Annotated in this window: 20 protein-coding genes and 2 tRNA genes; 15 read left to right on the forward strand and 7 right to left on the reverse strand. The window is 64.9% G+C overall.

Going from position 1 to position 24,579, the window contains the following annotated elements:
• Window positions 1-84: 84 nt before the first annotated feature.
• The gene (locus BM244_RS02220; RefSeq protein WP_093397114.1) at window positions 85-303 is read right to left on the reverse strand and encodes a hypothetical protein; all 219 of its coding nucleotides are present in this window, start codon (window positions 301-303) and stop codon (window positions 85-87) included.
• Between the two features lie 2 nt (window positions 304-305).
• Window positions 306-461, reverse strand: a complete 156-nt coding sequence (locus BM244_RS22990) for a hypothetical protein (protein ID WP_168371595.1) — start codon at window positions 459-461, stop codon at window positions 306-308.
• A gap of 121 nt (window positions 462-582) precedes the next feature.
• Between BM244_RS22990 and BM244_RS02225 the strand changes: the two genes are divergently transcribed.
• From BM244_RS02225 to clpX, 5 genes are all read left to right on the forward strand, one after another.
• Window positions 583-667: transfer RNA gene (locus BM244_RS02225), tRNA-Leu, on the forward strand.
• Between the two features lie 68 nt (window positions 668-735).
• Complete coding sequence (gene tig / locus BM244_RS02230; protein WP_093397116.1) at window positions 736-2,391, forward strand: trigger factor; 1,656 nt, start codon at window positions 736-738, stop codon at window positions 2,389-2,391.
• A 270-nt stretch (window positions 2,392-2,661) separates the two neighbouring features.
• Window positions 2,662-3,588 carry a glycosyltransferase family 2 protein gene (locus BM244_RS02235; RefSeq protein ID WP_093397117.1) on the forward strand — a complete coding sequence of 309 codons (927 nt, stop codon included), beginning with the start codon at window positions 2,662-2,664 and terminating at the stop codon, window positions 3,586-3,588.
• Window positions 3,589-3,821: 233 nt separating this feature from the next.
• Window positions 3,822-4,511, forward strand: a complete 690-nt coding sequence (locus BM244_RS02240) for an ATP-dependent Clp protease proteolytic subunit (protein ID WP_056048165.1) — start codon at window positions 3,822-3,824, stop codon at window positions 4,509-4,511.
• A gap of 123 nt (window positions 4,512-4,634) precedes the next feature.
• Window positions 4,635-5,900 (forward strand): ATP-dependent Clp protease ATP-binding subunit ClpX, encoded by a 1,266-nt coding sequence (clpX, locus tag BM244_RS02245; RefSeq protein ID WP_056048170.1) that lies wholly within the window; start codon window positions 4,635-4,637, stop codon window positions 5,898-5,900.
• 318 nt (window positions 5,901-6,218) lie between these two features.
• Here clpX and BM244_RS02250 read toward each other — a convergent pair whose 3' ends face one another.
• Complete coding sequence (locus BM244_RS02250; protein ID WP_093397118.1) at window positions 6,219-6,677, reverse strand: hypothetical protein; 459 nt, start codon at window positions 6,675-6,677, stop codon at window positions 6,219-6,221.
• Window positions 6,678-6,777: 100 nt separating this feature from the next.
• On the opposite strand from BM244_RS02250, the gene BM244_RS02255 reads away from it, so the two are divergent.
• On the forward strand, window positions 6,778-7,902 hold the full coding sequence (locus tag BM244_RS02255) for a calcium:cation antiporter (protein WP_093398049.1): 1,125 nt from the start codon (window positions 6,778-6,780) through the stop codon (window positions 7,900-7,902).
• A 2-nt stretch (window positions 7,903-7,904) separates the two neighbouring features.
• Here the strand turns inward: BM244_RS02255 and BM244_RS02260 are convergent, their stop codons facing one another.
• The 3 genes from BM244_RS02260 to BM244_RS02270 are packed head-to-tail and all read right to left on the reverse strand — an operon-like array spanning window position 7,905 to window position 10,326.
• Window positions 7,905-8,291, reverse strand: coding sequence for a c-type cytochrome (locus tag BM244_RS02260; protein ID WP_093397120.1), 387 nt, complete (start codon window positions 8,289-8,291; stop codon window positions 7,905-7,907).
• Window positions 8,288-8,542 (reverse strand): hypothetical protein, encoded by a 255-nt coding sequence (locus tag BM244_RS02265; protein WP_254784225.1) that lies wholly within the window; start codon window positions 8,540-8,542, stop codon window positions 8,288-8,290. The genes BM244_RS02260 and BM244_RS02265 overlap by 4 nt, the downstream gene beginning before the upstream one ends.
• Window positions 8,543-8,598: 56 nt before the next feature.
• Complete coding sequence (locus tag BM244_RS02270; protein ID WP_093397121.1) at window positions 8,599-10,326, reverse strand: M1 family metallopeptidase; 1,728 nt, start codon at window positions 10,324-10,326, stop codon at window positions 8,599-8,601.
• 342 nt (window positions 10,327-10,668) lie between these two features.
• Between BM244_RS02270 and lon the strand changes: the two genes are divergently transcribed.
• The 7 genes from lon (at window position 10,669) to BM244_RS02305 (ending at window position 18,919) form a co-directional block, all read left to right on the forward strand.
• Window positions 10,669-13,062, forward strand: a complete 2,394-nt coding sequence (gene lon / locus BM244_RS02275) for an endopeptidase La (protein WP_056057990.1) — start codon at window positions 10,669-10,671, stop codon at window positions 13,060-13,062.
• A gap of 129 nt (window positions 13,063-13,191) precedes the next feature.
• Window positions 13,192-13,464: an HU family DNA-binding protein gene (locus tag BM244_RS02280; RefSeq protein ID WP_056048186.1), complete on the forward strand. Its 273-nt coding sequence runs from the start codon at window positions 13,192-13,194 to the stop codon at window positions 13,462-13,464.
• 208 nt (window positions 13,465-13,672) lie between these two features.
• A tRNA-Val gene (locus BM244_RS02285) sits at window positions 13,673-13,747 on the forward strand.
• Between the two features lie 262 nt (window positions 13,748-14,009).
• A complete protein-coding gene (locus tag BM244_RS02290) occupies window positions 14,010-14,648 on the forward strand; it encodes a CerR family C-terminal domain-containing protein (RefSeq protein ID WP_093397122.1) in 639 nt (212 codons plus the stop codon).
• Window positions 14,645-15,814: an HlyD family secretion protein gene (locus tag BM244_RS02295; protein WP_093397124.1), complete on the forward strand. Its 1,170-nt coding sequence runs from the start codon at window positions 14,645-14,647 to the stop codon at window positions 15,812-15,814. The genes BM244_RS02290 and BM244_RS02295 overlap by 4 nt, the downstream gene beginning before the upstream one ends.
• A gap of 1 nt (window position 15,815) precedes the next feature.
• Window positions 15,816-17,456, forward strand: a complete 1,641-nt coding sequence (locus BM244_RS02300) for a DHA2 family efflux MFS transporter permease subunit (RefSeq protein WP_093397125.1) — start codon at window positions 15,816-15,818, stop codon at window positions 17,454-17,456.
• A complete protein-coding gene (locus BM244_RS02305; RefSeq protein ID WP_093397127.1) occupies window positions 17,456-18,919 on the forward strand; it encodes an efflux transporter outer membrane subunit in 1,464 nt (487 codons plus the stop codon). The genes BM244_RS02300 and BM244_RS02305 overlap by 1 nt, the downstream gene beginning before the upstream one ends.
• Before the next feature lie 306 nt (window positions 18,920-19,225).
• Here BM244_RS02305 and BM244_RS02310 read toward each other — a convergent pair whose 3' ends face one another.
• Window positions 19,226-19,561 carry a DUF6481 family protein gene (locus BM244_RS02310; RefSeq protein ID WP_056048201.1) on the reverse strand — a complete coding sequence of 112 codons (336 nt, stop codon included), beginning with the start codon at window positions 19,559-19,561 and terminating at the stop codon, window positions 19,226-19,228.
• Between the two features lie 309 nt (window positions 19,562-19,870).
• Between BM244_RS02310 and BM244_RS02315 the strand changes: the two genes are divergently transcribed.
• Both BM244_RS02315 and BM244_RS02320 read left to right on the forward strand, forming a co-directional pair.
• A complete protein-coding gene (locus BM244_RS02315; RefSeq protein WP_093397128.1) occupies window positions 19,871-21,517 on the forward strand; it encodes a hypothetical protein in 1,647 nt (548 codons plus the stop codon).
• Between the two features lie 166 nt (window positions 21,518-21,683).
• Window positions 21,684-24,452, forward strand: coding sequence for a TonB-dependent receptor domain-containing protein (locus tag BM244_RS02320; protein ID WP_254784226.1), 2,769 nt, complete (start codon window positions 21,684-21,686; stop codon window positions 24,450-24,452).
• Window positions 24,453-24,579 lie beyond the last annotated feature (127 nt).

Consider the following 24,579-nt stretch of genomic DNA (forward strand, 5'->3'; position numbering starts at 1 on the left):
AATCGTGGGGATTATCGGGTCCTGATTGGCGGAAGTGGTATCGTATAGATAGCCACCCCCGCCTGTATGGTTGCTGACGCGAGCTTACTGCGCGTCGCCGTCCTGGTTCTTCACGACGCCGCCGGTACCACCGACGCCATCGGGCATGCCGGTATCCGTGAACGTCTCGGGCTCGTCGCCGCCTTCGCCGCGCTCGACCGCGTCGGAGCGCGACTCAACCGCCTGTTCGATATCGCTGCGACTGTCCTCGTCACGATCCTCGGGGAGCGTTTGGGGGTTCGTGCCGGAATGTGGATCGCTCACGCTCAAAACTCCGGCTGGACGGGCGCGGGATCGTTCGACGGCGTTCCAGGCGCTGGCACGTCGATGTCCGGCGCGGGCGGATTGAACTCGGGCGGCGGCGCAGTCGGCTCGACGGGTGACGTCGGGGTCGGGAATTCTGCCGGGGGTTGGGTAGCCATGATGTCTCTCCTTCTGGATGTTCAACGCCTGTAATCGAGCGCGGTTGCGTTGGGAGTTGCCTATGTGCTTGCCCCCGCATGCATCGTTGGTATAGACGCGCCCGCTACGGCGATGTCCTGTGCGGGCGTGGCGGAACTGGTAGACGCGCTTGGTTTAGGTCCAAGTATCGCAAGATGTGGGGGTTCGAGTCCCTTCGCCCGCACCAGCCCGCCGCGCAGGCGGGGCGACCGCCCGAAGAATTATCCTGAATGCTCTTTTAGACAAAGGCCGGACATGCAGACTGTCGAGACGTTGAACGAGGGCCTCAAGCGCGCCTTTACGCTCACCATCACCGCGAAGGATATCGATGCCAAGGTCGATGTCGAGCTGAAGCGCCTCGCGCCGCAGATGAAGATGCCGGGCTTCCGTCCGGGCAAGGTGCCGGCGAACCTCATCCGCAAGATGCACGGCCCGGCGCTGACGCAGGACGCGCTGAATTCGGCGATCCAGGAAGGCGTCCAGACGCTCGTCGCCGAGAAGCAGCTTCGCCCCGCGATGCAGCCTTCGGTCGAGCTCGAAGACGGCTATGACCTGGGCAAGGACGCCGTGGTCAAGGTCGAGATGGAGGTCCTCCCGCAGGTCCCCGCACCGGCGATCGACGGCCTGAAGCTCGAGCGCCTGACCGTGCCCGTCGCGGACGACGCGGTCACCGAGCAGCTTCAGAAGTTTGCCGACCAGCAGAAGAAGTGGGACGACGCGGCTGACGATTACGTCGCCAAAATGGGCGATCTCGTCACCGTCGATTTCGTCGGCAAGACCGCCGACGGCGTCGCGTTCGAGGGCGGCACCGGCACCGACATGGGCGTCGAGCTCGGTTCGGGTCGTCTCATCCCCGGTTTCGAGGATCAGCTCGTCGGCGTGAAGACCGGCGACGACAAGGTCCTCAACGTGACCTTCCCCGAGGAGTATCAGGAGAAGTCGCTCGCAGGGCAGCCGGCGACGTTCGACATCACCGTCAAGTCGGTGAAGACCGCGGGCGAGAGCAAGATCGACGAGGATCTGGCCAAGTCGCTCGGTCTCGAGAGCCTCGAGCAGCTCACCGGTTTGCTCAAGGGTCAGATCGAGCAGGAGCATAACGGTCTCACGCGCACGCACATGAAGCGCAAGCTGCTCGACCAGCTCGCCGAGGGTCATGACTTCGAAGTGCCGCCGTCGATGGTCGAAGCCGAGTTCAACCAGATCTGGTCGCAGCTCCAGCACGAAGCCACGCACGAGGCCGATCCTGAGGCTGCGATGGCCGAGATGGAAGGCGAGCGCGACGATTACCGCAAGATCGCCGAGCGTCGCGTGCGCCTTGGCCTGCTCCTGTCCGAGATCGGCCAGGCGAACGGCGTCGAGGTTTCGAACCAGGAAATGCAGCGTCTGCTCGCACAGGCGGCGCAGCAGTATCCGGCCGAGCAGCGCCAGCAGTTCATGCAGTACGTCCAGCAGGAGCCGATGGCGGCCGCCCAGCTGCGTGCGCCGCTGTACGAGGACAAGGTCGTCGACTTCCTGTTCGAGAAGGCCGAGATCACCGACCGCGAAGCGACGCGCGAGGAGCTTGAGGCTGCGATCGAGAGCGAGGACGGGTTCGCCAGCGGTACGCACACGCATGACCACGACAATCACAAGCCGAAGAAGAAGGCCGCAGCCAAGAAGGCCAAGCCGGCTTCGGACGAGGCTGCTTCGGATGACGCCGTGACGGACGAGGCATCTGCTTCGGACGCGACGGACGAGGCCAAGCCTGCGAAGAAGGCGCCTGCCAAGAAGAAGTCGGCTCCGGTCGAAGCAGAGACCGCTGTGACGGAGTCGTCGCCGGTTGCTGCGGAGAACGCAGAGGGTACCGAAGCTGCCGACGCACCGGTGAAGAAGCCGCGCGCGAAGAAGGCTCCGACCAAGACCGAGGCGTAAGCTTCGCCTCCGTCATGCCGGGCTCGTTCCGGCATCCACCGTTCCGCACACGCTCAACCCGAAGAGCATGCGGAGCGGTGGACCCCGGAACAGGTCCGGGGTGACGGGTGGATGGGAATCGGTAAGAAATTGTTTCCCCGCGAAGGCGGGGACCCAGACTGGGCTCCCGCCTTCGCGGGAGAACAAGGAAGTGAAGAGGCGTCCGTGCCCGAGGTGTTCAGCCTGAAGGCGCCGTACGTCGATCGTGGCGTTTCAATGCGAGGGCAGGGCATGACCGAACCGAGAATCGCCGTCCTGCTTCCGTGCTACAACGAGGAAGCCGCGATCGCGCAGACGATCGCGGGCTTCCGCACCGCGCTGCCGGGCGCCACGATCTACGTCTACGATAACAACAGCGCCGACCGCACGATCGAGGTCGCACGCGCCGCCGGCGCCGTCGTCCGAACCGAGCGCATCCAGGGCAAGGGCGCCGTCGTCCGCCGCATGTTCGCCGACATCGACGCCGACATCTACGTCATGGCTGACGGTGACGCGACCTACGACGCCGCCTCCGCCCCGGCGCTAGTGAAGCGCGTCCTCGACGAGCAGCTCGACATGGTCGTCGGCTCGCGCATCAGCCAGGTCCAGGAAAGCTATCGCCGCGGTCACCGTTTCGGCAACGCGCTCCTCACAGGCATGCTCGCCCAGCTGTTCGGCCGCAGCTTCACCGACATCCTCTCGGGCTACCGCGTCTTCTCGCGCCGGTTCGTGAAGAGCTTCCCGTCGCTATCCGCCGGGTTCGAGATCGAGACCGAGATCAGCGTCCACGCGCTAGAGCTCAAGATGCCGATCGGTGAGGTCGAGACGCCCTATTATGCGCGCCCCGAAGGCTCCGAATCGAAGCTCAGTACGTATGGCGACGGCTGGCGCATTCTCCGCACGATCATGACGCTCTACCGGATCGAGCGCCCGCTCTGGTTCTTCGGCGCGATCGGCAGCGTGTTCGGCCTGCTCGCGTTGATCCTCGGCATCCCGCTGGTGCTGACGTATATCGAGATCCACCAAGTCCCGCGCTTCCCGACCGCGATCCTGATCACCGGGCTCGGCATCTTCGCCGCGCTCAACGTCTTCACCGGCCTGATCCTCGACACGGTCGTAAGAGGCCGCCGCGAAGTCCGCCGCTTGGCATACCTGGCCTACCCTGCCCCAGGCATCTGACTCCCTCGCCCCTACGGCAGATAGAAAGAGGAGCCACTTGGCGACGGGAGGGTGAGGGGCGGTTGGTGCGCGCCAACACCCCCTCACCCTCCCACCCTCAAGTGCGGGCGGGCCCCTCCCTCTCCCCGGAGGGGCGAGGGGAAGCAGTCCCCGCGCCGACGGGCAGGCAGGGCTTGAACTCCCCTCCCGGACCGCCGATGTTAGCGGTTCACTGGGGCATAAGAGAGATTTCCATGCACAATCCGTTCGAGACCGGCGATTTCGCGAGCCCGTTGGCCAGCGCCGGGCTCGGCCTGCAGCAGACGCAAGCAGGCCTGGTTCCCATCGTCATCGAGCAGTCGAACCGCGGCGAGCGTTCGTTCGACATCTTCTCGCGCCTGCTCCGCGAGCGCATCATCTTCGTGACCGGCGGTGTCGAGGACGGCATGGCCTCGCTGATCACCGCGCAGCTGCTCTTCCTCGAGTCCGAGAACCCGAAGAAGGACATCTTCATGTACATCAACTCGCCGGGCGGTGTCGTCACGGCGGGCATGGCGATCCACGATACGATGCGGTACATCCGTCCGCGCGTCGGTACGGTCTGCATCGGTCAGGCCGCGTCGATGGGCAGCTTCCTGCTCGCGAGCGGCGAGCCCGGCATGCGCGTTGCGATGACCAACGCACGCATCATGATCCATCAGCCATCGGGTGGTGCACAGGGCATGGCCAGCGACATCGAGATCCAGGCCCGCGAGATCCTGCGCATCCGCAAGCGCATGAACGAGCTGTATTCGCAGTATACCGGCCAACCGATCGAAGAGATCGAGCGCCGGATGGACCGCGATACGTTCCTCGAAGCGAACGAGGCGAAGGATTTCGGGCTGATCGACGAGGTGTTCGACAAGCGTCCGGCGGTATCCGAGGATGCCCCGAAACCCGCTTGAACGAGACGGGCATGGGGTGAATCGTAAACCCCGCCGGTTTATTTGATTGTAGGAACTCCGGGGTGCGTTACGGTAGCGGCCCCGGAAACGGCACGTGCACCGACATGCGCGAGAGGTGATTGAATGACGAAGCTGAGCGGTGGCGACTCGAAGAGCACCCTCTATTGCTCGTTCTGCGGGAAGTCGCAGCACGAGGTCCGCAAGTTGATCGCCGGGCCGACGGTCTTCATCTGCGACGAGTGCGTCGAGCTATGCAACGACATTATCCGCGAGGAGACGAAGTCTGCGCTGGTGTCCAAGAAGGACGGCGGCGTGCCGACTCCGCAGGAGATCTGCGACGTCCTCGACGATTACGTGATCGGCCAGAAGCGCGCCAAGCGCGTGCTGTCGGTGGCGGTGCACAATCACTACAAGCGGCTCAACCACGGCGCCAAGGGTGCCGATGTCGAGCTGTCCAAGTCGAACATCCTGCTCGTCGGGCCGACCGGTTGCGGCAAGACGCTGCTTGCGCAGACGCTCGCCCGCATCCTCGACGTGCCGTTCACGATGGCCGATGCGACGACGCTGACCGAAGCGGGCTATGTCGGCGAGGATGTCGAGAACATCATCCTCAAGCTGCTCCAGGCGTCGGACTATAACGTCGAGCGGGCGCAGCGCGGGATCGTCTATATCGACGAGATCGACAAGATCTCGCGCAAGGCTGAAAACCCCTCGATTACGCGCGACGTGTCGGGCGAGGGCGTGCAGCAGGCTTTGCTCAAGCTGATGGAAGGGACGACGGCGTCTGTTCCTCCGCAGGGTGGACGGAAACATCCGCAGCAGGAATTCCTGCAGGTGGATACGACCAACATCCTGTTCATCTGCGGCGGTGCGTTCTCGGGTCTCGAGAAGATCATCGGCGACCGCCTCCAGGGCAAGTCGATCGGGTTCGGCGCGTATGTCGCAGGGCCGGACGAGCGCAAGACGGGCGAGACGCTGAAGTCGGTCGAGCCCGAGGATCTGCTGAAGTTCGGGCTTATTCCCGAGTTCGTCGGCCGTCTGCCGGTGATCGCGACGCTCGAGGATCTCGACGTCGACGCGCTGGTGAAGATCCTCAAGGAGCCGAAGAACGCACTGGTCAAGCAGTACCAGAAGCTGTTTGAGATGGAGGACGTCGCGCTCGGCTTCACCGACGACGCGCTGGTCTCGGTCGCCAAGAAGGGCATCGAACGCAAGACCGGCGCGCGCGGGCTTCGCTCGATCCTTGAGAGCATCCTGCTCGACACGATGTTCGACCTGCCCGGCATGGACGGCGTCGATGAGGTGATGATCGACAAGGACGTGATTGAGGGCCGCAAGGAACCGATCCGCGTCTATGCCGAGAAGAAGAAGACTGGCGACGCTGCTTAAGCGGGACTGGTTTGAGATACGGGAGAGGGCGTCGAGCGATCGGCGCCCTTTTTCGTTTGGGGCATAGCGCGCGAAAACCCCCGTCCGTCATCCTGACGAAATTCAAGATGACGGGTGGCAGCAGCTGGCTGAGATCACTTGATCCTCCCCTGCAAGGGGAGGTGGCAGCGCAGGGCGCTGACGGAGGGGTGACCCGCTCTCGATATCATCACCCCTCCGTCGCTTCGCGCCACCTCCCCTTGCAGGGGAGGATATCTTGCGAGCACCGACCGCCCCCTTGCTACACATCGTGGTGAAAGAGTGATGACGGCCTTAGTGCTACACCCGCGAAGTCAAAAATCGAACCCGCTCCAGATCCTTCGGGCGCCCGAACAGCCTGAGCATCTCAACCAGTTCCGCTTGATCCGGCACGTAAACCACGCACCCTTCCACCAAGACAGGGAGGCGTGTCTGAGGCAGCACCTCCGTCCACTCCGCGCCTTTCGCAACATGAAAACCAGCCATGATCTCGACTCGCAAAGGCGGCAACTCCCACCGCCCGAACAGCGTCGACCGGAACATCGCACTCGCGCCATCCTTGATCGGTACAACGCCGAGCCTGTCCATCAGCCGCCGAGCATCCACCAGGCTCATCAACACATCGACATCGCCGACCTCGATCGGCGTCACCCCGTGGAGCGCTACCGCAGCGCTGGAAATGACCCACCACGGGTCTCGAGCATCCCGTAACGTGTCGGCGGTCATGACGAGCGTCTGGCGAAGATCGGCGGACAGCATCGCCGCAACCTACTCGATCCTCACCGCCCCGCAATCGCCCCGACTCGGACCCTTCTCGGCCCTCGCGCATTCGTTGACCAAGTGGAACGAGGGAGCATGCATGACGATCGAAGTGACCGACCGATCGAACGAACACGTGGTGGAGACGATGCCCGACCGCCTCGCGCTGCCGATCTGGACGCTGATCGCGCCGGGCCTGGGGCTTCTCGCCGTCCTCGTCGGCCTCGCCAAGATGGGTACGCTCGGCACCGCCGCCGCCGTGATCGTGTTGATCGGCAGCGTGCTCGCCGCGGTCCATCACGCCGAGGTCATCGCGCACAAGGTCGGCGAGCCGTTTGGCACGCTCGTCCTCGCGATCGCGGTCACCGTGATCGAGGTGTCGCTGATCGTCTCGCTGATGCTCTCCAATGCCGGCGACGCGACCACGCTCGCGCGCGACACGGTGTTCGCGGCGATCATGATCATCCTCAATTTCATCATCGGCATCTGCCTGCTCGCGGGCGCAGTGCGGCATCATGAGCAGCGGTTCACGCTGAAGGGCATGACGGCAGCGCTCGGTGTGCTCGCGGCGATGGCGGTGCTGTCGCTGATCCTGCCGAACTACACCTCGTCGACGCAGGGCCCGACCTACGCGTCGTCGCAGTTGATCTTCGTCGCGGTCGTGTCGCTGATCCTCTACGGGACGTTTGTACTGGTGCAGACGGTGCGCCACCGCGACTATTTCCTGCCGTCGACCGACGACAAGGACGACCACGCCGCGCCGCCATCGGGCCGCGCGACGGGTATCGCCTTCGCCGCGTTGCTGGTTGCGCTAGTCTCGGTGGTGCTGCTCGCGAAGACGCTGTCGCCGACGATCGAGGCCGCGGTGCTCGGTGCCGGCCTGCCGCTGACCGTGGTGGGCGTGGTGATCGCAGCGCTGGTGCTCGCGCCTGAGAGCCTGGCTGCCTACAAGTCCGCACGGCGCAACCGGTTGCAGACCAGTCTCAATCTCGCGCTCGGCTCCGCGCTGGCGACGATCGGGCTGACGATCCCGAGCGTGGCGATCGTGTCGCTGGTACTCGACCTGCCGATCGCGCTCGGCATCGACGCAAAGAGCATGACGCTGTTGGCGCTGTCATTGTTCGTGGCGACGCTGTCGCTCGGCACAGGGCGGACGACGGTGTTGCAGGGCGTCGTCCACCTCGTGATCTTCGCCGCCTATCTGTTCACGACGGTGGTGCCGTAAGCTCAGGGGCCCTGCGTCGACAGATACGCGATGACGTCGGCGCGGTCCTTCGGGTCGGGCAAACCTGCGAACGCCATCGTCGTGCCGGGCACCATCTTGCGCGGGTTGGTGAGCCAGGCGTCCATGCGCTTGGCATCCCAGTTGCCGCCAAGCGACTTTAACCCGGCAGTGTAGGAGAAGCGCGGGCGTCGTTCGCCGATCGGGTTGCCCATGACTGCGTAGAGGTTCGGCCCATCGGTATCGCCCGCATATTGCCCGATCGTGTGGCAGGCAGTGCAGCGACGGAAGACGCGTTCGCCGCTGGCGATCTGGCTGGACTTGCCGGCGTCGGGGCTCGAACCGCAGCCGGCGAGCGCCAAGGCCAGCAGGGGCCACCGCGGCAGGGTCATCGCTTCTGGCGCGCGGCCAAGGCGAGACCGGCGGCGATCTGCACGACGGCGTAGAGGCGACGGCGGCCGGGACGGTCGACGAACGGCTTCACCAGTTTCTCGGTGCCGAGCGCATCGTCTTTCCAGAGATCGACGTGGCGGCGGGGTTGGAGCAAGCCGATCAAGCCGTCGCCGACCATGAAGATCGCCGCCATCTCAGCCGCGCGAGATGCCCAGATGTTCTCCTGCGGACGCAGGGGGCCAGGAGTCACGGGCTTCGTCTCGTGGTACCCTGGGCCCCCGCCTTCGCGGGGGAATGGTGGAGACGTCATTGGGGCTTGGCCTTCGCAGCTTGCGCGGCTTTCCAGGCGGCGACGTCTTCCAGCGCGATGCTGCGGCGCAGGACCAGCGCATCCGGATCGATCACGACATGTGCGCCGGCCGGGACCGACAAGCTCGCCTTCCCCCCAGTCATCGGCAAAGTCCGCGTCTTGCCGTCGATCTGCACCTGCACCGGCAGCGGGAATGGGCCATTCCCCGGTACCTTCCAGGCCAAAGCCAGCGCCTTCCCGGTCCGCGTCTCGACCAGTTCGGGGAGGGCCGCCTGGCGGAGGTATACGTCGAAGAACCATTTATAGTCCTTCCCCGTCACTTTCCGCACGAGCGCCTCATATTCCTTCGTCGACCCGAACCGCGGCGCGAAATTCCCTGGCTTCGGGTCCGCACGTCCATACACCGCCAGCCGCGTGACGTCGAAGAACGCCTTGTCGCCGATCAGCGCCCGCAGCGTGTGGAGCATCCACGACCCCTTGTAGTAGATGTCCTGCCCCGCACCGCCCTTGTCGAGTTCGTACACCTCCTCCTCGGTGGTGACGCGCTGCTGCGTGATCGGCTTGAGGTTCATGATCGAGGTGCGCTCGCCCTGCATCATCGCCGCATAGCGCGCACGCCCCTCGCGCCACTGGCCGTAGAGCGGCTGCATGTACGTGCCATAGCCCTCGTGCAGCCAGTAATCGTCCCAGTTGGCGGCGGTCAGCTGGTTGCCGAACCACTCATGCGCGAATTCGTGCTGGAACAGCCAGTCGAACCCCTCCGGCGCCTTCTCGTAGCCGTTGCCGTACGCGTTGATGGTCTGGTGCTCCATGCCCTTGTGCGGCGTCTCGACCACGCCGAGCTTCTCGTCGCCGAACGGGTAGGGGCCGATCATGCTCTCGAAGAAATCGAGCGTCGGCGCGAACTCGGCAAACAGCTTTTCCGCCTGTGCCTTCTCGCCCGGCAGGTACCAGTAATACATCGGGATGCTGTTGCCGAACCGGCTCTTGTAGGTGCCGCTGATCTCCTCATACGGCCCGACGTTCAGCGCGATGCCATAGGTGTTGGGGTGCTTGGCGCGCCAGTTCCAGGTTGTCCGGCCGTCCGCCAGCGTGTCGACGCCGAGCAGCACGCCGTTCGATGGCGCCTTTAGCCCCTTCGGCACGGTGATGTGCAGCGTCACTAGCGCAGGCTCGCCGGTCGGGAAATCGAGGCACGGCCAGAACAGGTCGCAGCCATAGCCTTCCGCGGTCGTCGCGAACCACGTCCGGCCGTCGGGCGTCTTCGACCAGACCATGCCGTCGTCCCACGGCGCCTTCACCGCGACGTGCGGCGTGCCGCCATAGGTGATCTTCGCGGTGACCTTCCGGCCAGCGGGGACGGGCTTTGGCAGCGTGATCGTCAACCGTCCCTTGGGATTGCTCCACGCGGTAGGGGCGAGTGGCACGCCGTCGATCGCGATCGCGCTGACCGGCAGGTTGCGGTCGAGGTCGATCGGCAGGCGGGTGAGGGGGGCCTTGGCCGTAAAGACCAGCGTCGCCACGCCGTTCAGGCTCTCCGTCTCGGGCAGCACTTCGAACGCCAGGTCCGCGCTGTCGAACCGAAGCGCGGTCTGCTCGGGTGTCAGTATGCCCCCAGACCGCTGCGTCTGCGCGGTGATCGCGGGCTCGCCCTTCTTCGGGAGGGGCGCGGCGGCGGTGAGCAGTGCGACGGCGCTCGCAGCGAGTAGAAGACCTGATTTCATGCCGTATTCTCGCGCGGAGGCCAGGGCGATACAAGCTATAAGCCTATATTCGTCGTCATCCCCCCGAAGGCGGGAACCCATACCGGCTAACCTCGCAGCATGATCGCCGACCCCCTAGGATATGGATCCCCGGCTTCGCGGGGATGACGATGGGGTATTCGAACGCTGGACTCCGGAACAAGGCTCTCCTGAGCGCAGGCGAAGGTCCGGGGTGACGGGGTGTTTGCGGCATCGCTTTGGACCGGATCGTACCGATCCCACCGCCAACCAATTGATGGACGCCTTATCCTCACCATATAAGCTGTAGATTATGCCCCCATGCAGGCACCTACCGGAGCGTTCATGACCCAGTACCCCGTCCTTCCCCTTCGCGACATCGTCGTGTTCCCGCACATGATCGTGCCGCTGTTCGTCGGCCGCGATAAGTCCGTTGCCGCGCTCGAAGCGGCGATGGCGGCGGACAAGGAGATCTATCTCGTCGCGCAGGTCGATCCCGCAGAGGACGATCCCTCGCGCGACGACCTGTATTCGATGGGCGTCACCGCGACCGTGCTCCAGCTGTTGAAGCTGCCCGATGGGACCGTCCGCGTGCTGGTCGAGGGCAAGGGCCGCGCGACTCTGGAAACGCTCGACGAAAGCGGCGACTTCCTCACCGCCACGGTCGAACCGGTCGCCGATGCCGAGGTCGAAGGGCCCGAACTCATCGCACTGATGCGCTCGGTGGTCGATCAGTTCGAGAACTACGCCAAGCTCAACCGCAAGCTCTCGTCGGAAACGTCGGTGCAGTTGTCGGAGATCGAGGACGCGTCGAAGCTCTCCGACGCGGTGATCGCGAACGTCCAGATCAAGGTCGCCGAGAAGCAGGCGATCCTCCTCGAAACCAACCCGTCGAAGCGTCTCGAAATGGCGTTCGCGGCGATGGAGGGCGAGCTGGGCGTCCTGCAGGTCGAGAAGAAGATCAAGAGCCGCGTCAAGCGCCAGATGGAGAAGACGCAGCGCGAATATTACCTCAACGAGCAGTTGAAGGCGATTCAGCGCGAGCTCGGCAATGAGGACGGAGAGGGCGAAGGCGACGAGATCGCCGAGCTGACGCAGAAGATCGCGACGCTCAAGATGAGCAAGGAGGCGCGCGGCAAAGCGACGTCGGAGCTGAAGAAGCTCAAGACCATGGCACCGATGAGCGCCGAGGCGACCGTCGTGCGCAATTATCTCGACGTGCTGCTCGGGCTCCCTTGGGGCAAGAAATCGAAGATCAAGAAGGACATCGCCGCCGCGCAGGTGACGCTGGATGAGGATCATTATGCGCTCGAGAAGGTCAAGGACCGGATCGTCGAGTATCTCGCCGTCCAGGCGCGCACCAACAAGCTGAAGGGGCCGATCCTGTGCCTCGTCGGCCCTCCGGGCGTCGGCAAGACCTCGCTCGGCAAGTCGATCGCCAAGGCGACGGGGCGCGAGTTCATCCGCCAGTCGCTCGGCGGCGTGCGTGACGAAGCCGAGATCCGCGGTCATCGCCGCACCTATATCGGCTCGCTGCCGGGCAAGATCGTCACGAACCTCAAAAAGGCCGGCACGTCGAACCCGCTGTTCCTGCTCGACGAGATCGACAAGCTCGGCCAGGATTTCCGCGGGGATCCGGCGTCGGCGCTGCTCGAGGTGCTCGACCCGGAGCAGAACGGCAAGTTCCAGGATCATTATCTAGAGGTCGATATCGACCTGTCGGACGTGATGTTCGTCTGCACGGCCAACTCGCTGAACCTGCCGCAGGCGCTGCTTGACCGCATGGAGATCATTCGTCTGGAGGGCTATACCGAGGACGAGAAGGTCGAGATCGCCGAGCGCCATCTGGTCGAGAAGCAGATCGAGGCGCACGGCCTCAAGCCGGGTGAGTTCACGCTGACGCAGGAAGGGCTTCGCACGCTCATCCAGCAATACACGCGCGAAGCCGGCGTGCGTACGCTGGAGCGCGAGATCGCCAAGCTGTGCCGCAAGGCGCTGCGCCAGATCCTCGAGAACAAGACGACCAGCGTCACGATCACGCCTGAGAACATCGGCGAATACGCCGGCGTGCAGAAGTATCGCCACGGTCTCGGCGAGACCGAGAACCAGATCGGTGCGGTCACCGGCCTCGCCTGGACGGAGGTTGGCGGCGAGTTGCTGACGATCGAGAGTGTGACCGTCGCGGGCAAGGGGCAGGCCAAGCTCACCGGTACGCTCGGCGACGTGATGAAGGAGTCGATCGAGACCGCGTTCAGCTATGTGAAGGCACGTGCGCCGAGCTACGGGATCAAGCCGAGCCTGTTTGCCCGGAAGGATATCCATATCCATCTGCCCGAGGGTGCGGTGCCGAAGGATGGCCCTTCGGCGGGTATCGGCATGGTCACGTCGATCGTCTCGACGCTGACCGGCGTGCCGATCCGGCGCGAGGTGGCGATGACCGGCGAGGTGACGCTGCGTGGTCGCGTGCTGCCGATCGGTGGCCTCAAGGAGAAGCTGCTCGCCGCGCTCCGTGGTGGGATCGAGACGGTGCTGATCCCGGCCGAGAACGAGAAGGACCTCGCGGAGATCCCGGCGAACATCAAGGCGGGGCTGAAGATCATCCCCGTTTCGCATGTCGACGAAGTGCTTCGCCTGGCGCTGACCGAGCCGCTCGAGGCGATCGAGTGGACCGATGCGGACGAGCTGGCGGCACTGCCGCCGGCACCGATCGCGCCGGTCGGGGGTGGCCTTCACCACTGATCCATGTTTGGATCGTAAGCGACAATGCGGCGGTTTCGTTTGACAGCAGACGGGGCCGCCGCATTATTGCGCGCTGATTGCGGTCGCGAGTCCATCGTGGCCGATTCGAGTTTTTTCCCGGGGGATTATATGAACAAGCAGGAGCTGATCGCGACGGTTGCCGACACGTCCGGGCTGGTAAAAGCCGACGCGGTCAAGGCGGTCGAGGCGGTGTTCGACGCGATCGAGGCATCGCTCAAGAAGGGCGACGAGGTTCGCCTGGTCGGTTTCGGCACGTTCTCGATCTCCAAGCGCAAGGCGTCGACCGGCCGCAATCCCCGTACCGGCGAGCCGATGACGATCAAGGCCTCGACCCAGCCCAAGTTCAAGGCCGGCAAGGGCCTGAAGGACGCGGTCAACTAACAAGCCCCCGATCCTCCCCCGCCAGGGGGAGGTGGCTGGCGGTAGCCTGACGGAGGGGGCGGTAAGCGGTACCTTTCGTTGCGTGGTCCTCCCCCTCCGTCGCCTTCGGCGCCACCTCCCCCTTGCGGGGGAGGATTGAAGGGATCGACGTCAAAGGGCTGGACAGGCGGGCATCCCCTGCCTAAAGGCCCGCTTCCGAACGAGTTTCGGGCGCGTAGCTCAGTGGTAGAGCACACCCTTCACACGGGTGGGGTCGCTGGTTCAATCCCAGCCGCGCCCACCAGATTTACGCCGGTTCCTTCGCACGAAGGGGCCGGCGTTGCTGTTTCTGGCGTTAACTCCGATCTTCTCCCCCTCCCTGGAAGGGAGGGGCCGGGGGTGGGTTGGTTGCCGTATCGCCGAACAGTCGCGGCACGAGCGGGCCTACCCACCCCCAACCCCTCCCTTCCAGGGAGGGGGGAGAATCTCAGCTTGTACCCTGTGCAAACACAAACATGACGCTTTCTTCATTAGGCTGGTTCGTTCGATCGAACTAAACGCCCTGCGTGGTCCAGTCCCGACTCCTAGATATCGCGATCAGCGAATTCGGCACCAAGGGGCTGGAGGGCGCGAGCACGCGCGGAATCGCCGCCGCAGCCGGCACCGCGATGTCGTCGATCACCTATCATTACGGCGGCAAGGAGGGTTTGTACCTCGCGGCCGCCGACCGGATCGCCGAGCGCATGTCCGCGGTGATGGGCGACCCGTCCGAGCTGTCGAACGACGTCGCAGCCGACGACGCGAGCGAGGCGCGCGCCCAGATCCACCGCATCTTCGGCCGGCTCGCGGACAAGATGGCGAGCAACGAGAGCGCGGACTGGACGCTGTTCGTGCTTCGCGAACAGATGAATCCGGGCGAGGCGTTCGAGCGGATCTATGGCGGCGTGATGGGCCAGATGGTGCGCAGGCTCAGCGACCTGGTCTGCATCGCCACCGGTTGCGCCGAGATCCGCACTGGCAGGATCGCGACGATCACCTTGATGGGGCAGGTCATCACGCTGCGGGCGAACCGCGCGACCTGCCTCAAACTGCTCGAGCGCGATGTGCTCGAACCCAACGACATCCTCGATATCAAGGCGCGTATCGACGCCAATATCGACGCTATTCTCGATTCGATGCGTGCTGAAGAACAGGGCCAGGCATGACCGACCAGACGAACCACTCCGACGCCAACCACGACGATGAGGATCGCAAGGACGATCCGAACGGCGAGGACCAGCAGTCCGATACCGACCAGCAGGACGAGTCCGAGGACGAGGCCGACAAGAAGCCGTCGGTCTTCAAGAAGCCGCTGTTCTGGATCATTCTCGTCATCGTCGTCGGCGGGCTGATCATCGGCGGCGTGCTCTACTGGCTCCATGCGCGGCAGTTCGAATCGACCGACGATGCGTTCGTCGACACGCACATCGTCCGCCTCGCGCCACAGGTCGCCGGCACGCTGGTGCAGGTCGCCGATATCGACAACCGCCATGTCGAAGCGGGCCGCCTCCTCGCGGTCATCAAGGCATCCGGGCGCGACGCGCAGGTCGCCGAGGCGCAGGCGAACGAATCGCAGGCCCGTGCGCAGTTCGCGCAGGCACAGGCGCAGGTTACCGCCGCCGAGGCACAACGTCAGCAGGCCGCGGCACAGGCGCGCGTGCCGATGGCGGCGGCGGTAAAGGCCCAGCAGGATCTCGCGCGCTACGAGGCGTTGCTACGGCTCGATCCGAGCGCGGTCGCCGGCCAACAGCTCGATCAGGCGCGCGCCACCGCTCGCCAGACCGCCGCGGATGCCGCCGCCGCGCGCGAGCAGATCGACACCGCGACCGCGCAGATCAGCGTCGCAAGGAAGCAGGTCGGCGCGGCGAAGTCGGTGATCGACGCCCGCCGCGCGCAGGTCGATCAGGCGAACGTTACGATCGGGGATCTCCGTCTGACCGCACCGGTCGCAGGGCAGGTCGTCAACCGCTCAGTCAACGTCGGCTCGTATGTCGCGCCCGGCACGCAGCTGATGGCGATCGTCCCCGACACAATGTGGGTGACCGCGAACTTCAAGGAAACGCAGCTCACCCTGATGAAGATCGGCCAGCCCGTCGACATCCATGTCGACGCGTATCCCGGCGTCGATTTCAAGGGGCATGTCGACTCGATCCAGCGCGGCGCTGGCCAGGCGTTCGCGCTGCTGCCCCCGCAGAACGCGACCGGCAATTATGTGAAGGTGGTCCAGCGCGTCCCCGTGCGCATCGTGTTCGACGCGAAGAACGGCCCCGACCCGAAGCGCTATCCGATCGGCCCCGGCATGTCGGTGGTGCCGACCGTCAAGGTCCGCTGAGGTGGCCCAGGCTCCCTCCAAGGCGTCCAACAAGGCTGGGGCCAAGGTCGATGCGGGAGGCGGTCACACCTGGTCGCCGAGCCGGTCGGCGGCGGGCAAGTACAGCCATTGGCTGATCGTCGCGATCATCTCGATCCCGACCTTCATGGAGGTGCTCGACACCTCGATCGCCAACGTCGCGCTCGATCATATCTCGGGCGGGCTGTCGATCACCACCGATCAGGCGACGTGGGTGCTGACCAGCTACCTCGTCGCCAACGCGATCGTCATCCCGATCTCGGGCTGGCTGTCCGACGCGATCGGGCGGAAACGCTATTTCCTGCTGTCGATCGCGCTGTTCACGCTCGCCTCGCTGCTCTGCGGCCTCGCGCCGAACATCGGTACGCTGGTCGTCGCACGCGTGTTGCAAGGCATCGGCGGCGGCGGATTGGCGCCGGTCGAACAGTCGATCCTGGCCGACACCTTTCCGCCCAAGCAACGCGGGATGGCGTTCGCCGCGTTCGCGATCGTCGTCGTCGTGGGGCCGGTGCTCGGGCCGACGCTCGGCGGCTACATCGTGGAATATTCGAGCTGGCACTGGGTCTTCCTGATCAACGTCCCCGTCGGTATCGCTGCGTGGTTCCTGGTCGAGACCTTCGTCGACGAGCCGGACCAGGTGAAGAAGGACCGCGACGAGCGCTTCAAGAACGGCCTGACGATCGACTATGTCGGCGTCGCGCTGGTCGCGCTCGGGCTCGGCTTCCTCGAACTTACCTTCGATCGCGGCGAGCGCGAGGATTGGTTTTCGAGCGGTTTCATCGTGATGTCGGCGATCATCGCCGCGGTGTCGCTGGTGACGCTCGTCATCTGGGAGCTGAATCACAAGGACCCGGTGATCGACCTCAAGCTGATGAAGAACCGCAACTTCGCGCTGACGATCGGCGTGATGGGCGTCACCGGGATGATCCTGTTCGGCACGACGCAGCTGATCCCGCAGATGCTGCAACAGGTGCTCGGCTACAGCTCGCTCGACGCCGGGCTCGCGCTGACCGCCGGCGGTCTCGCGACGCTCGTCATGGTACCGTTCGCAGGGCGACTGAGCGGGCTGGTCGATGTCCGCTTCCTGCTGTTTCCGGCGTTGCTGGTGCAGGCGTTCGCGCTGTGGAACATGAGTCACCTGACCGCCGACATCGCGTTCTCCGACGCGGCGTTTGCGCGGCTGTTCCAGGCGATGGCGCTGCCGTTCCTGTTCGTGCCGATCAACGCGATCGCCTATGTCGGGCTCAAGCAGACGCAGACCGCGCAGGCGTCGAGCCTGCTCAACGTCTCGCGCAACTTAGGCGGCACGATCGGCATCTGCTTTGCGCAGACGCAGCTCGCAGGCGGTTTGCAGCGGCACCAGTCGGAACTGACGCAGACGCTTAACCCGCTCGATCCGAACTATAACGACTGGATGCAGAAGGCGACGAGCGTGTTCGGCGGGCAGGGCGATGCGACAACGCCTTTGGCCGTGCTTTACAGCCAGATGCAGCGGCAGGCGACGATGCTCGCGTTCCTCGACGTGTTCCGCGCGATGATGGTGGTCGTGCTGTGCGTCGCGCCACTGGTTCTATTCATGCGCTCCGGCAAGACCGGCGGCGCGCCCTCGGGAGGGATGCATTGATGCGTGCGCGGTTCATGGTGGTTGCGGTTGCGGCCCTGCTCGCGGGGTGCACCGTCGGCCCGAACTACACCCCGCCGGAGATGGCGGTGCCGCCGGCGTTCGTTGGTCCGCAAGCCACAGTGGGTGCGACCGTCGATCCGGCACGCTGGTGGTCGGCGTTCGGCGATCCGCAGTTGGACGGGCTCGTCGACCGCGCGCTGAAGGGCAATCCCGACATCGCCATCGCCGCCTCGCGCGTGCGGCAGGCGCGGTTGCAGGAGATCGTCGCGCGGTCGCAAGGATTGCCGAGCGTCAATGCGAGCGCCAGCCCAAGCCATATCGAATTCAGCAAGAACGCCGGCCTCTCGTCGATCGCACGCGCGTTCAGCGGCGGCACGGGGGCGGGCGGCACAGGCTCGACCGGCGGCATCGCACTGCCTGGCAGCGGGATCACGACTTATTCCGTCGGTTTCGACGCAAGTTGGGAGCTCGACCTGTTCGGCGGCGTCCGGCGGAGCACCGAGGGTGCGCGGGCGCGGACGGAAGCTGCGGTCTGGTCGAAGCGCGATGCGGCGGTGACGCTCGCCGCCGAGGTCGCGCAGGCGTATTTTGCGCTTCGGCTCGACCAAGCGCAGATTACTACGATCGAGGGCGAGATCGTCCGCCAGCGTCGCGCGCTGGAGATTGCGGGCAACACTGCGAGGGTGGGGCTGGTCCCGCCGATCGACGTTACCCGCCAGCGCGCCTCGATCACCTCGACCGAAGCGCGTGCCGAACCGGTCCGCGCCGATGTCGATGTTCGCATGCACGCGCTGGCGATCCTGCTAGGGGAGCCGCCCGCGACATTGATGACCGAACTCGCGGCGCCTTCGGTCGCACCGCTCGGCGTACCGTCGATCCCGGCCGGGTTGCCGTCGGAGCTGTTGCGTCGGCGCCCCGACATCCGCGCGGCCGAACGCGATCTCGCTGCCTCGACTGCGGATATCGGCGTTGCGGTGGCGGACATGTATCCAAAGTTCAGCCTGACCGGCATGAGCCAGCTGATCTCGACCGCGCTCGGCAATCTGTTCTCGGGCGACAGCCTCCAGTTGACCGCGAGCGGTGCTGCGCAGTTCCCGCTGCTCGATTGGGGGCGGCGCAAGTCGACCGTGAAGTCGCGTGAGGAGGACCGCGAGCAGGCGTATCTGCGCTATCGCTCGACCGTGTTGCAGGCGTTGCGCGATGTTGAGGATCCGCTCACGCAGATCGCTGCCGAGCGGAGGCGGAACGCGGCTTTGCAGCGCGCGGTGGTCGATGCGCAGAGCAGCGCGAAGGCGGCGGAGTCGCAGTACCGGACCGGCTTCGTGGCGCAGACGACACTGCTGAACGCGGAGACGGACGTGCTGACGGCGCGGGAACAGCTGGTGTCGAGCGATGCGCAGTTGCGGCAGCTTACGGTGGCGCTGTTCAAGGCGCTGGGGGGTGGTTGGGAGCAGGCGGAGTAAGGGCCGCTTCAACCCTTCTGTTACGCACACTTAGTTGTTCTCCCGCGAAGGCGGGAGCCCAGTCTGGGCTCCCGCCTTCGCGGGAGAACAATCTAGTTAGTGGGTTGCGCCCGTTCCAGAAGCACCACCCCGGCGAAGGCCGGGGGCCCAATTCGGAAACGTCGGTAACGTTAGGTGTGCGCTTCATCACTTCGACCTTGCCAATTGGGCCCCGGCCTTCGCCGGGGTGGTAATTTTTTCGGCAGGTGCTTTCAGCGAGCAGTCGTTTAATCAGAAAACAAGGGCGGCCAAACGACCGCCCTAAGATCACTTCTTCTTGTTCTTCCGCGCCGCATACTTCGCGTCACGAATCGCCTTCTTCTCAGCGTCGGTCAGTTCGACCTTCGCCTCGGCCTCGCGCTTCTTCGCAGCAGCGGCCTCGGCCTCGGCCTTCTTCACAGCCTTCGCCTCGTCCTCGGCAGCACGCTTCGCAGCGCGCTTCTCGCGCTCGGCCAGTTCCTTGGCCTCACGCGCGGCAAGACGCTCGGCGACGACGGCTTCGTCGATCGGCGGCTTGGCGCGCAGCGCTTCGAGCGCCTTCTGCTTGGCGGCGGCTGCGCTGCTCGTGCGGTCCTGGAAACTGGGGTCCTTGAAAGAGGCCATTGTCGTCGAATAATCCTGTAATGATGGTCTGGCCACGCAGTCGCAGGAATGCGCCGCGGGTGACTCTGGCAGCGCCTGTAAATCATCGCGCGCCGGATCGGAAGAGATGTGTTGGCAGACGCCGATTTCAAGGCTCGCTGCGGCTGCGATCGGCGCTTGCTGTCATCGATCTGCAATAAGATCGTCATGAACCAGTCATTCAAATCACATCGTGACGTAATGTGTCCGGCCTAACCGCTTCATTACGGTCGGCAGGGGGGAGCCTGGGTCGATCCTACCAATCAACGATACGACTCGGGAGTCCTTCGCATGACCAGCTTCACCAGCGTTACCGGTATAAAGCGCCTCGGCACGATCCTGCTGACCGGTACCGCCTGCCTTGCTTTGACCGCATGCGGTGGCGCCGACGACGTGGCCTCGCCAGGTGCGGGCACGGTGATCATCACCCCGCCGGCAACGCCGACCCCCACGCCAGCCACGCCGACGCCGACCCCGACCGCGATCACTGCAGCGCAGTTCGCCTCGACCGCGGGTGCCCGCTCGGACGGCACGATCACGATCAGCGCGGATGAGCAGCTTGCGATCGTCAACGCCGGCACCAACAACAACGTCAGCGGCACCAACGTCCTGACCGGCGTCTACCCGACCGCCGCGACGTCCGCCACGACCGCGACCGACCCCTCGTCGCTGAACGCGTTCTTCACGAGCACGAACTTCGTCGGCGCACTGAACGGCCCGACCGACACCGCGTTCCAGGGCTGGACCTGCAACTCGACTTCGGCACAGTTCGGCGGCAGCACGACTGCCAGCTGCATCGCGGTTCCGGCCGTCGGCACCGGCGGCTCGGCTGCAGCCTGCCCGACCGGCACGATCGACGATGGCCTGGTCCAGACCTTCCGCGCCTGCCGCCTGCCGACCAACATCACGTCCAGCCTGACGCTGCCGAAGATCGCCGGCGTGTTCTATCGCCTGCGCGGCCAGACCGAAGTCGGCGCCGATGTCGGCACGACCGGTGCCGATACCGGCGTGACGCTGACGATCGCGCCCGGCGTCGTCGTCGCCGCGGACTCGACCGAAGTCACCGCCGACCTGCTGCTCGTCAATCGCGGATCGAAGATCAGCGCCGTCGGTACGCGCGACGCGCCGATCATCTTCACGTCGCAGCAGAACCTGACCGCCAACGGCGTCAGCGATGCGACGCAGGGCCAGTGGGGCGGGATCATCCTGCTCGGCCGCGCCCCCGTCGCGGTCTGCGCGACCGGTACCGGTCCGAACAATGCGGGCGGCACGAGCACGACCTGCCAGCAGGCGATCGAAGGCGTCACCGGGCGCTTCTACGGTGGCCCGACGGCAGCCGACAACAGCGGCACGATGCAGTATGTCCAGATCCGCTACAGCGGTATCGCGATCAGCGACGGCAACGAGCTCCAGGGCCTGACGCTCGGCGGCACCGGTTCGGGCACGACGATCGATCACGTCCAGAGCCACAACTCGGCCGATGACGGCATCGAGATCTTCGGCGGCACCACGAACATCAAGTATTTCGCGGTCACCGGCGCAGACGACGACGGCTACGATATCGACAACGGCTATCGCGGCTTCATGCAGTTCATCATCGCCGCGCAGCGCCTGCTGGGTGCGACCGCCGACTCGTTCTCGACCGAGATCGACTCGAACGGTGCCGAAGACCTGCTGCCGCGTACCTATGGTCAGTATTCGAACTTCACGTTCGTGCAGACCGCACTTGCGCCGGCCGCGATCCGCCAGCGTGGTGGCTCGGACATGCGCTTCATCAACGGCATCGTGAAGACGCCGGCGACCGTCGCCTGCCTCAACCTGATCGCGCAGGAAACCAGCCAGGCCGATCGCTCCACGATCCGCGCGGCTGATGCTTCGAAGCAGGACCTGGGTCCGCCGATCTTCACGTCGGTCTACTTCAACTGCAACGGCCGGTAACGGTTCGCAGTCGTCCCCTTAGTCGGCCCCCCGGTCAGCCGAGGCGGTCGATGATGTGAGCAGCGATGCCGGGGTGGTTCGACGACCGCCCCGGCATTTGCCCATAGACTCCTGATCTGGATATTCGGCCATGCAAACGCGCTTCGGCTATGCCACCTTACTTCTTATGACCTCGCAGCTGGTCGCGCCCGCGGTGCTGGCCCAGACCGCCCCCGCGGCCGGCGGCGCTGCACCGGCTCCGGCCGCATCGCCACCCGCCACGACCACGCCGACGGGGCCCACCTCGACGCCAGTGGACACGTCCGCGCCCCAGGCCGCCGGTGCGCAAGCCGAAGTTTCGACGCCGGGTTACGATCCCAATGGTGGCGAGGACATCGTCGTCGTCGGCCGCAACATCCCGAATTTCGTCCGTGCGACTCCGCAGGTCGTCTCGATCCTGTCGACCGAAGACATCGCCCGCACCGGCGAAGGCGACATCGCCGGCGCGCTGTCGCGCGTCACCGGTCTCAGCATCGTCGGCAACGGCTTCGTCTATGTCCGCGGTCTCGGCGATCGCTATTCGTCGTCGCTGCTCAATGGTTCGCCACTGCCGAGCCCCGAGCCGCTGCGTCGCTCGGTCCCGCTCGACATCTTCCCGACCACGATCGTCGGGTCCGCGCTGGTCCAGAAGACCTATTCGGTGAACTATCCGGGTGAATTCGGCGGCGGCGTGATCAACCTCACGACCAAGGCGATCCCGGACAAGAACTTCCTGTCGTTCGGCGGCTCGATCTCGGCCGACACCGCGACCACCAGCGAACTCGGCTACACCTATTACGGCGGCGACGCCGACTGGATCGGTTTCGACGACGGCACGCGGAAAGTGCCGAGTTTCATCAAGAACGCGCCGACCGGCAGCGGATCGATCTCGGCGGTCCAGGCCGCATCGCTCAGCAATGCTTCTACGTCGCTGCTCCAGCGCAACAACCAGTTGCCGGCGAATTTCTCGGGCGAGATCAGCGGCGGCTCGGTCTTCGATATCGGTTCGGGTCGCCTCGGCGTGATCGCCTCGGTCAGTGCGAGCAACACGTTCCGTACGCGCAGCATCACGCAGCAGGATTCGGTCACCAACGAGGGTCTGCTCCGCAACGACTTCCAGACCTTGCTGACCGACAACCGGATCGTCGCCAACGCGCTGATCGGTCTCGGCTACGAGTTCGGCGAGAATAGCGTCAAGCTGACCAACGTCTACATCCACGACACGTTGAAGCAGGCACGCGGATCGGCGGCGACCACCTACAACAACTCGAGCGGCCTGCGCTTCCAGCAGAACACCAACTGGTTCGAACGCCAATTGTTCGAGAGCCAGCTGGTTGGCGCGTTCAAGCCGACCGACGCGCTGACGCTCGACCTGCGCGGCGCCTATGCGAACTCGAAGCGCAATGCGCCGTACGAGCGCCAGTTCGACTATCTCTGCTCGAACACGACCACCACGGGCCAGACGATCACCGTGCAGGACCCCAACGGTACCGGCGGCGCGCAGTGTAACGGCGCGTACCAGGTGACGCAGCGCTTCTCGCCGTTCGCGTCGATCATCTTCAGCGAACTGAAGGAAAACCTGTACAGCGGGCAGGGCGATCTTTCGTACAAGCTGCCGACCGACCGGCCGATGACGCTGTCGACCGGGTATTTCTACTCGGACACGAAGCGCACGTCGTCGCGCCTCCAGTTCAACTACCAGACGGCGAACGGCGGTGGCACGGCGCCGGGCTACCCGTACAATTTGTTGCGCCCGGACTATCTGCTGGCGATCGACACCAACGACACGCAGAACGCGCTGGTGCTGCAGTTCAATACGCCGCTGGGCGCGTATCAATATGACGCATCGCTCCGGATCCACGCTGGCTATGTCCAGGCCGAGGCCGAAGCGACCGATGGCGTTCGTGCGACGATCGGTGTTCGCTACGAGACCGCAGACGAGCGCGTGACGCCGATCCTGTCGGCCACGACCCGGTTGAAGAACGACTATTTCCTGCCGGCCTCGACGCTGACCTGGAATTTCGCGGCCGACATGCAGCTGCGTGCCAGTGCCTCGAAGACGATCTCGCGCCCGCAGTTCCGCGAGCTTGCGCCGCAGCAGTTCCGCGATCCCGAATCGGATCGCCTGTTCTTCGGCAACCCGCTGTTGCAGGATACCAAGCTCTACAATCTCGATGCGCGCTACGAATGGTTCTTCGCGCGTGACCAGCGCTTCACGCTCGGTGCGTTCTACAAGCGGATCGACAAGCCGATCGAGCAGGTAGGCTTCTATACCGGCGCGGACGATCGTCTCCAGACCGGCTTCACCAATTTGCCCAAGGCCAAGCTGTACGGCGGTGAGGTCGAGTTCCAGAAATACGTGCCGCTCGACACGCTGGGCAGCGACTTCTTCGCGACGCGCCGCCTGCTGTTCATCGCCAACTACACCTACACGCAGTCGTCGATCACGGTGGATTCGACCTGCGTCCCGAACGTGGTGGATCAGACGACCGCGACAGGTGGTTGCCAGGTGGGCTTCGCACCCGCGACCGGCAACTTCCGCGACGGCGCACCGCTGACCGGGCAGTCGGACCATCTGGTCAACGTCCAGCTCGGTCTCGAAGATACCAAGTCGCTGTCGCAGATCACGTTGCTGTTTAACTATGCCAGCGACCGCGTGACGAACCGTGGCCCGTCGAACCTCGGTGGTACGGGCTTCCTGCCCGACATCATCGAAAAGCCGGGCATCCGCCTCGATCTCGTCGCCCGCCAGGGTGTCGAACTGCGCGGCGCCAAGTTCGAGGTGAAGGCCGAAGCGCGCAACCTGACCAAGACGCGCTTCAACGAGGGGCAGACGTTCGACAACGGCAACGTGGTGTACATCAACCGGTATAAGCTGGGCCAAGTGTTCACGCTCGGGATCAGCACCACGTTCTGAGGAAGGGGGCGGTCGTTCGGCGCGCGCTCCAGTGGCGAGTGCCGCCGGACCTACTTCCCAGGAAAGAGCACTTCTCCGGCGGAGGCCGGGCCCAGTTGGTGAGGTCGGCGTGGCGAAGCATCGTCCT

Source organism: Sphingomonas sp. OK281 (genome assembly GCF_900115295.1).
Taxonomy (GTDB): domain Bacteria; phylum Pseudomonadota; class Alphaproteobacteria; order Sphingomonadales; family Sphingomonadaceae; genus Sphingomonas.

Excerpts from the sequence above, each read along its gene's own strand:
- BM244_RS22990 (WP_168371595.1), bottom strand. The coding sequence starts at position 461 with ATGGCTACCCAACCCCCGGCAGAATTCCCGACCCCGACGTCACCCGTC.
- tig (WP_093397116.1), top strand. The coding sequence starts at position 736 with ATGCAGACTGTCGAGACGTTGAACGAGGGCCTCAAGCGCGCCTTTACG.
- BM244_RS02235 (WP_093397117.1), top strand. The coding sequence starts at position 2,662 with ATGACCGAACCGAGAATCGCCGTCCTGCTTCCGTGCTACAACGAGGAA.
- BM244_RS02240 (WP_056048165.1), top strand. The coding sequence starts at position 3,822 with ATGCACAATCCGTTCGAGACCGGCGATTTCGCGAGCCCGTTGGCCAGC.
- clpX (WP_056048170.1), top strand. The coding sequence starts at position 4,635 with ATGACGAAGCTGAGCGGTGGCGACTCGAAGAGCACCCTCTATTGCTCG.
- BM244_RS02250 (WP_093397118.1), bottom strand. The coding sequence starts at position 6,677 with ATGCTGTCCGCCGATCTTCGCCAGACGCTCGTCATGACCGCCGACACG.
- BM244_RS02255 (WP_093398049.1), top strand. The coding sequence starts at position 6,778 with ATGACGATCGAAGTGACCGACCGATCGAACGAACACGTGGTGGAGACG.
- BM244_RS02260 (WP_093397120.1), bottom strand. The coding sequence starts at position 8,291 with ATGACCCTGCCGCGGTGGCCCCTGCTGGCCTTGGCGCTCGCCGGCTGC.
- BM244_RS02270 (WP_093397121.1), bottom strand. The coding sequence starts at position 10,326 with ATGAAATCAGGTCTTCTACTCGCTGCGAGCGCCGTCGCACTGCTCACC.
- lon (WP_056057990.1), top strand. The coding sequence starts at position 10,669 with ATGACCCAGTACCCCGTCCTTCCCCTTCGCGACATCGTCGTGTTCCCG.
- BM244_RS02280 (WP_056048186.1), top strand. The coding sequence starts at position 13,192 with ATGAACAAGCAGGAGCTGATCGCGACGGTTGCCGACACGTCCGGGCTG.
- BM244_RS02295 (WP_093397124.1), top strand. The coding sequence starts at position 14,645 with ATGACCGACCAGACGAACCACTCCGACGCCAACCACGACGATGAGGAT.
- BM244_RS02305 (WP_093397127.1), top strand. The coding sequence starts at position 17,456 with ATGCGTGCGCGGTTCATGGTGGTTGCGGTTGCGGCCCTGCTCGCGGGG.
- BM244_RS02310 (WP_056048201.1), bottom strand. The coding sequence starts at position 19,561 with ATGGCCTCTTTCAAGGACCCCAGTTTCCAGGACCGCACGAGCAGCGCA.
- BM244_RS02315 (WP_093397128.1), top strand. The coding sequence starts at position 19,871 with ATGACCAGCTTCACCAGCGTTACCGGTATAAAGCGCCTCGGCACGATC.
- BM244_RS02320 (WP_254784226.1), top strand. The coding sequence starts at position 21,684 with ATGACCTCGCAGCTGGTCGCGCCCGCGGTGCTGGCCCAGACCGCCCCC.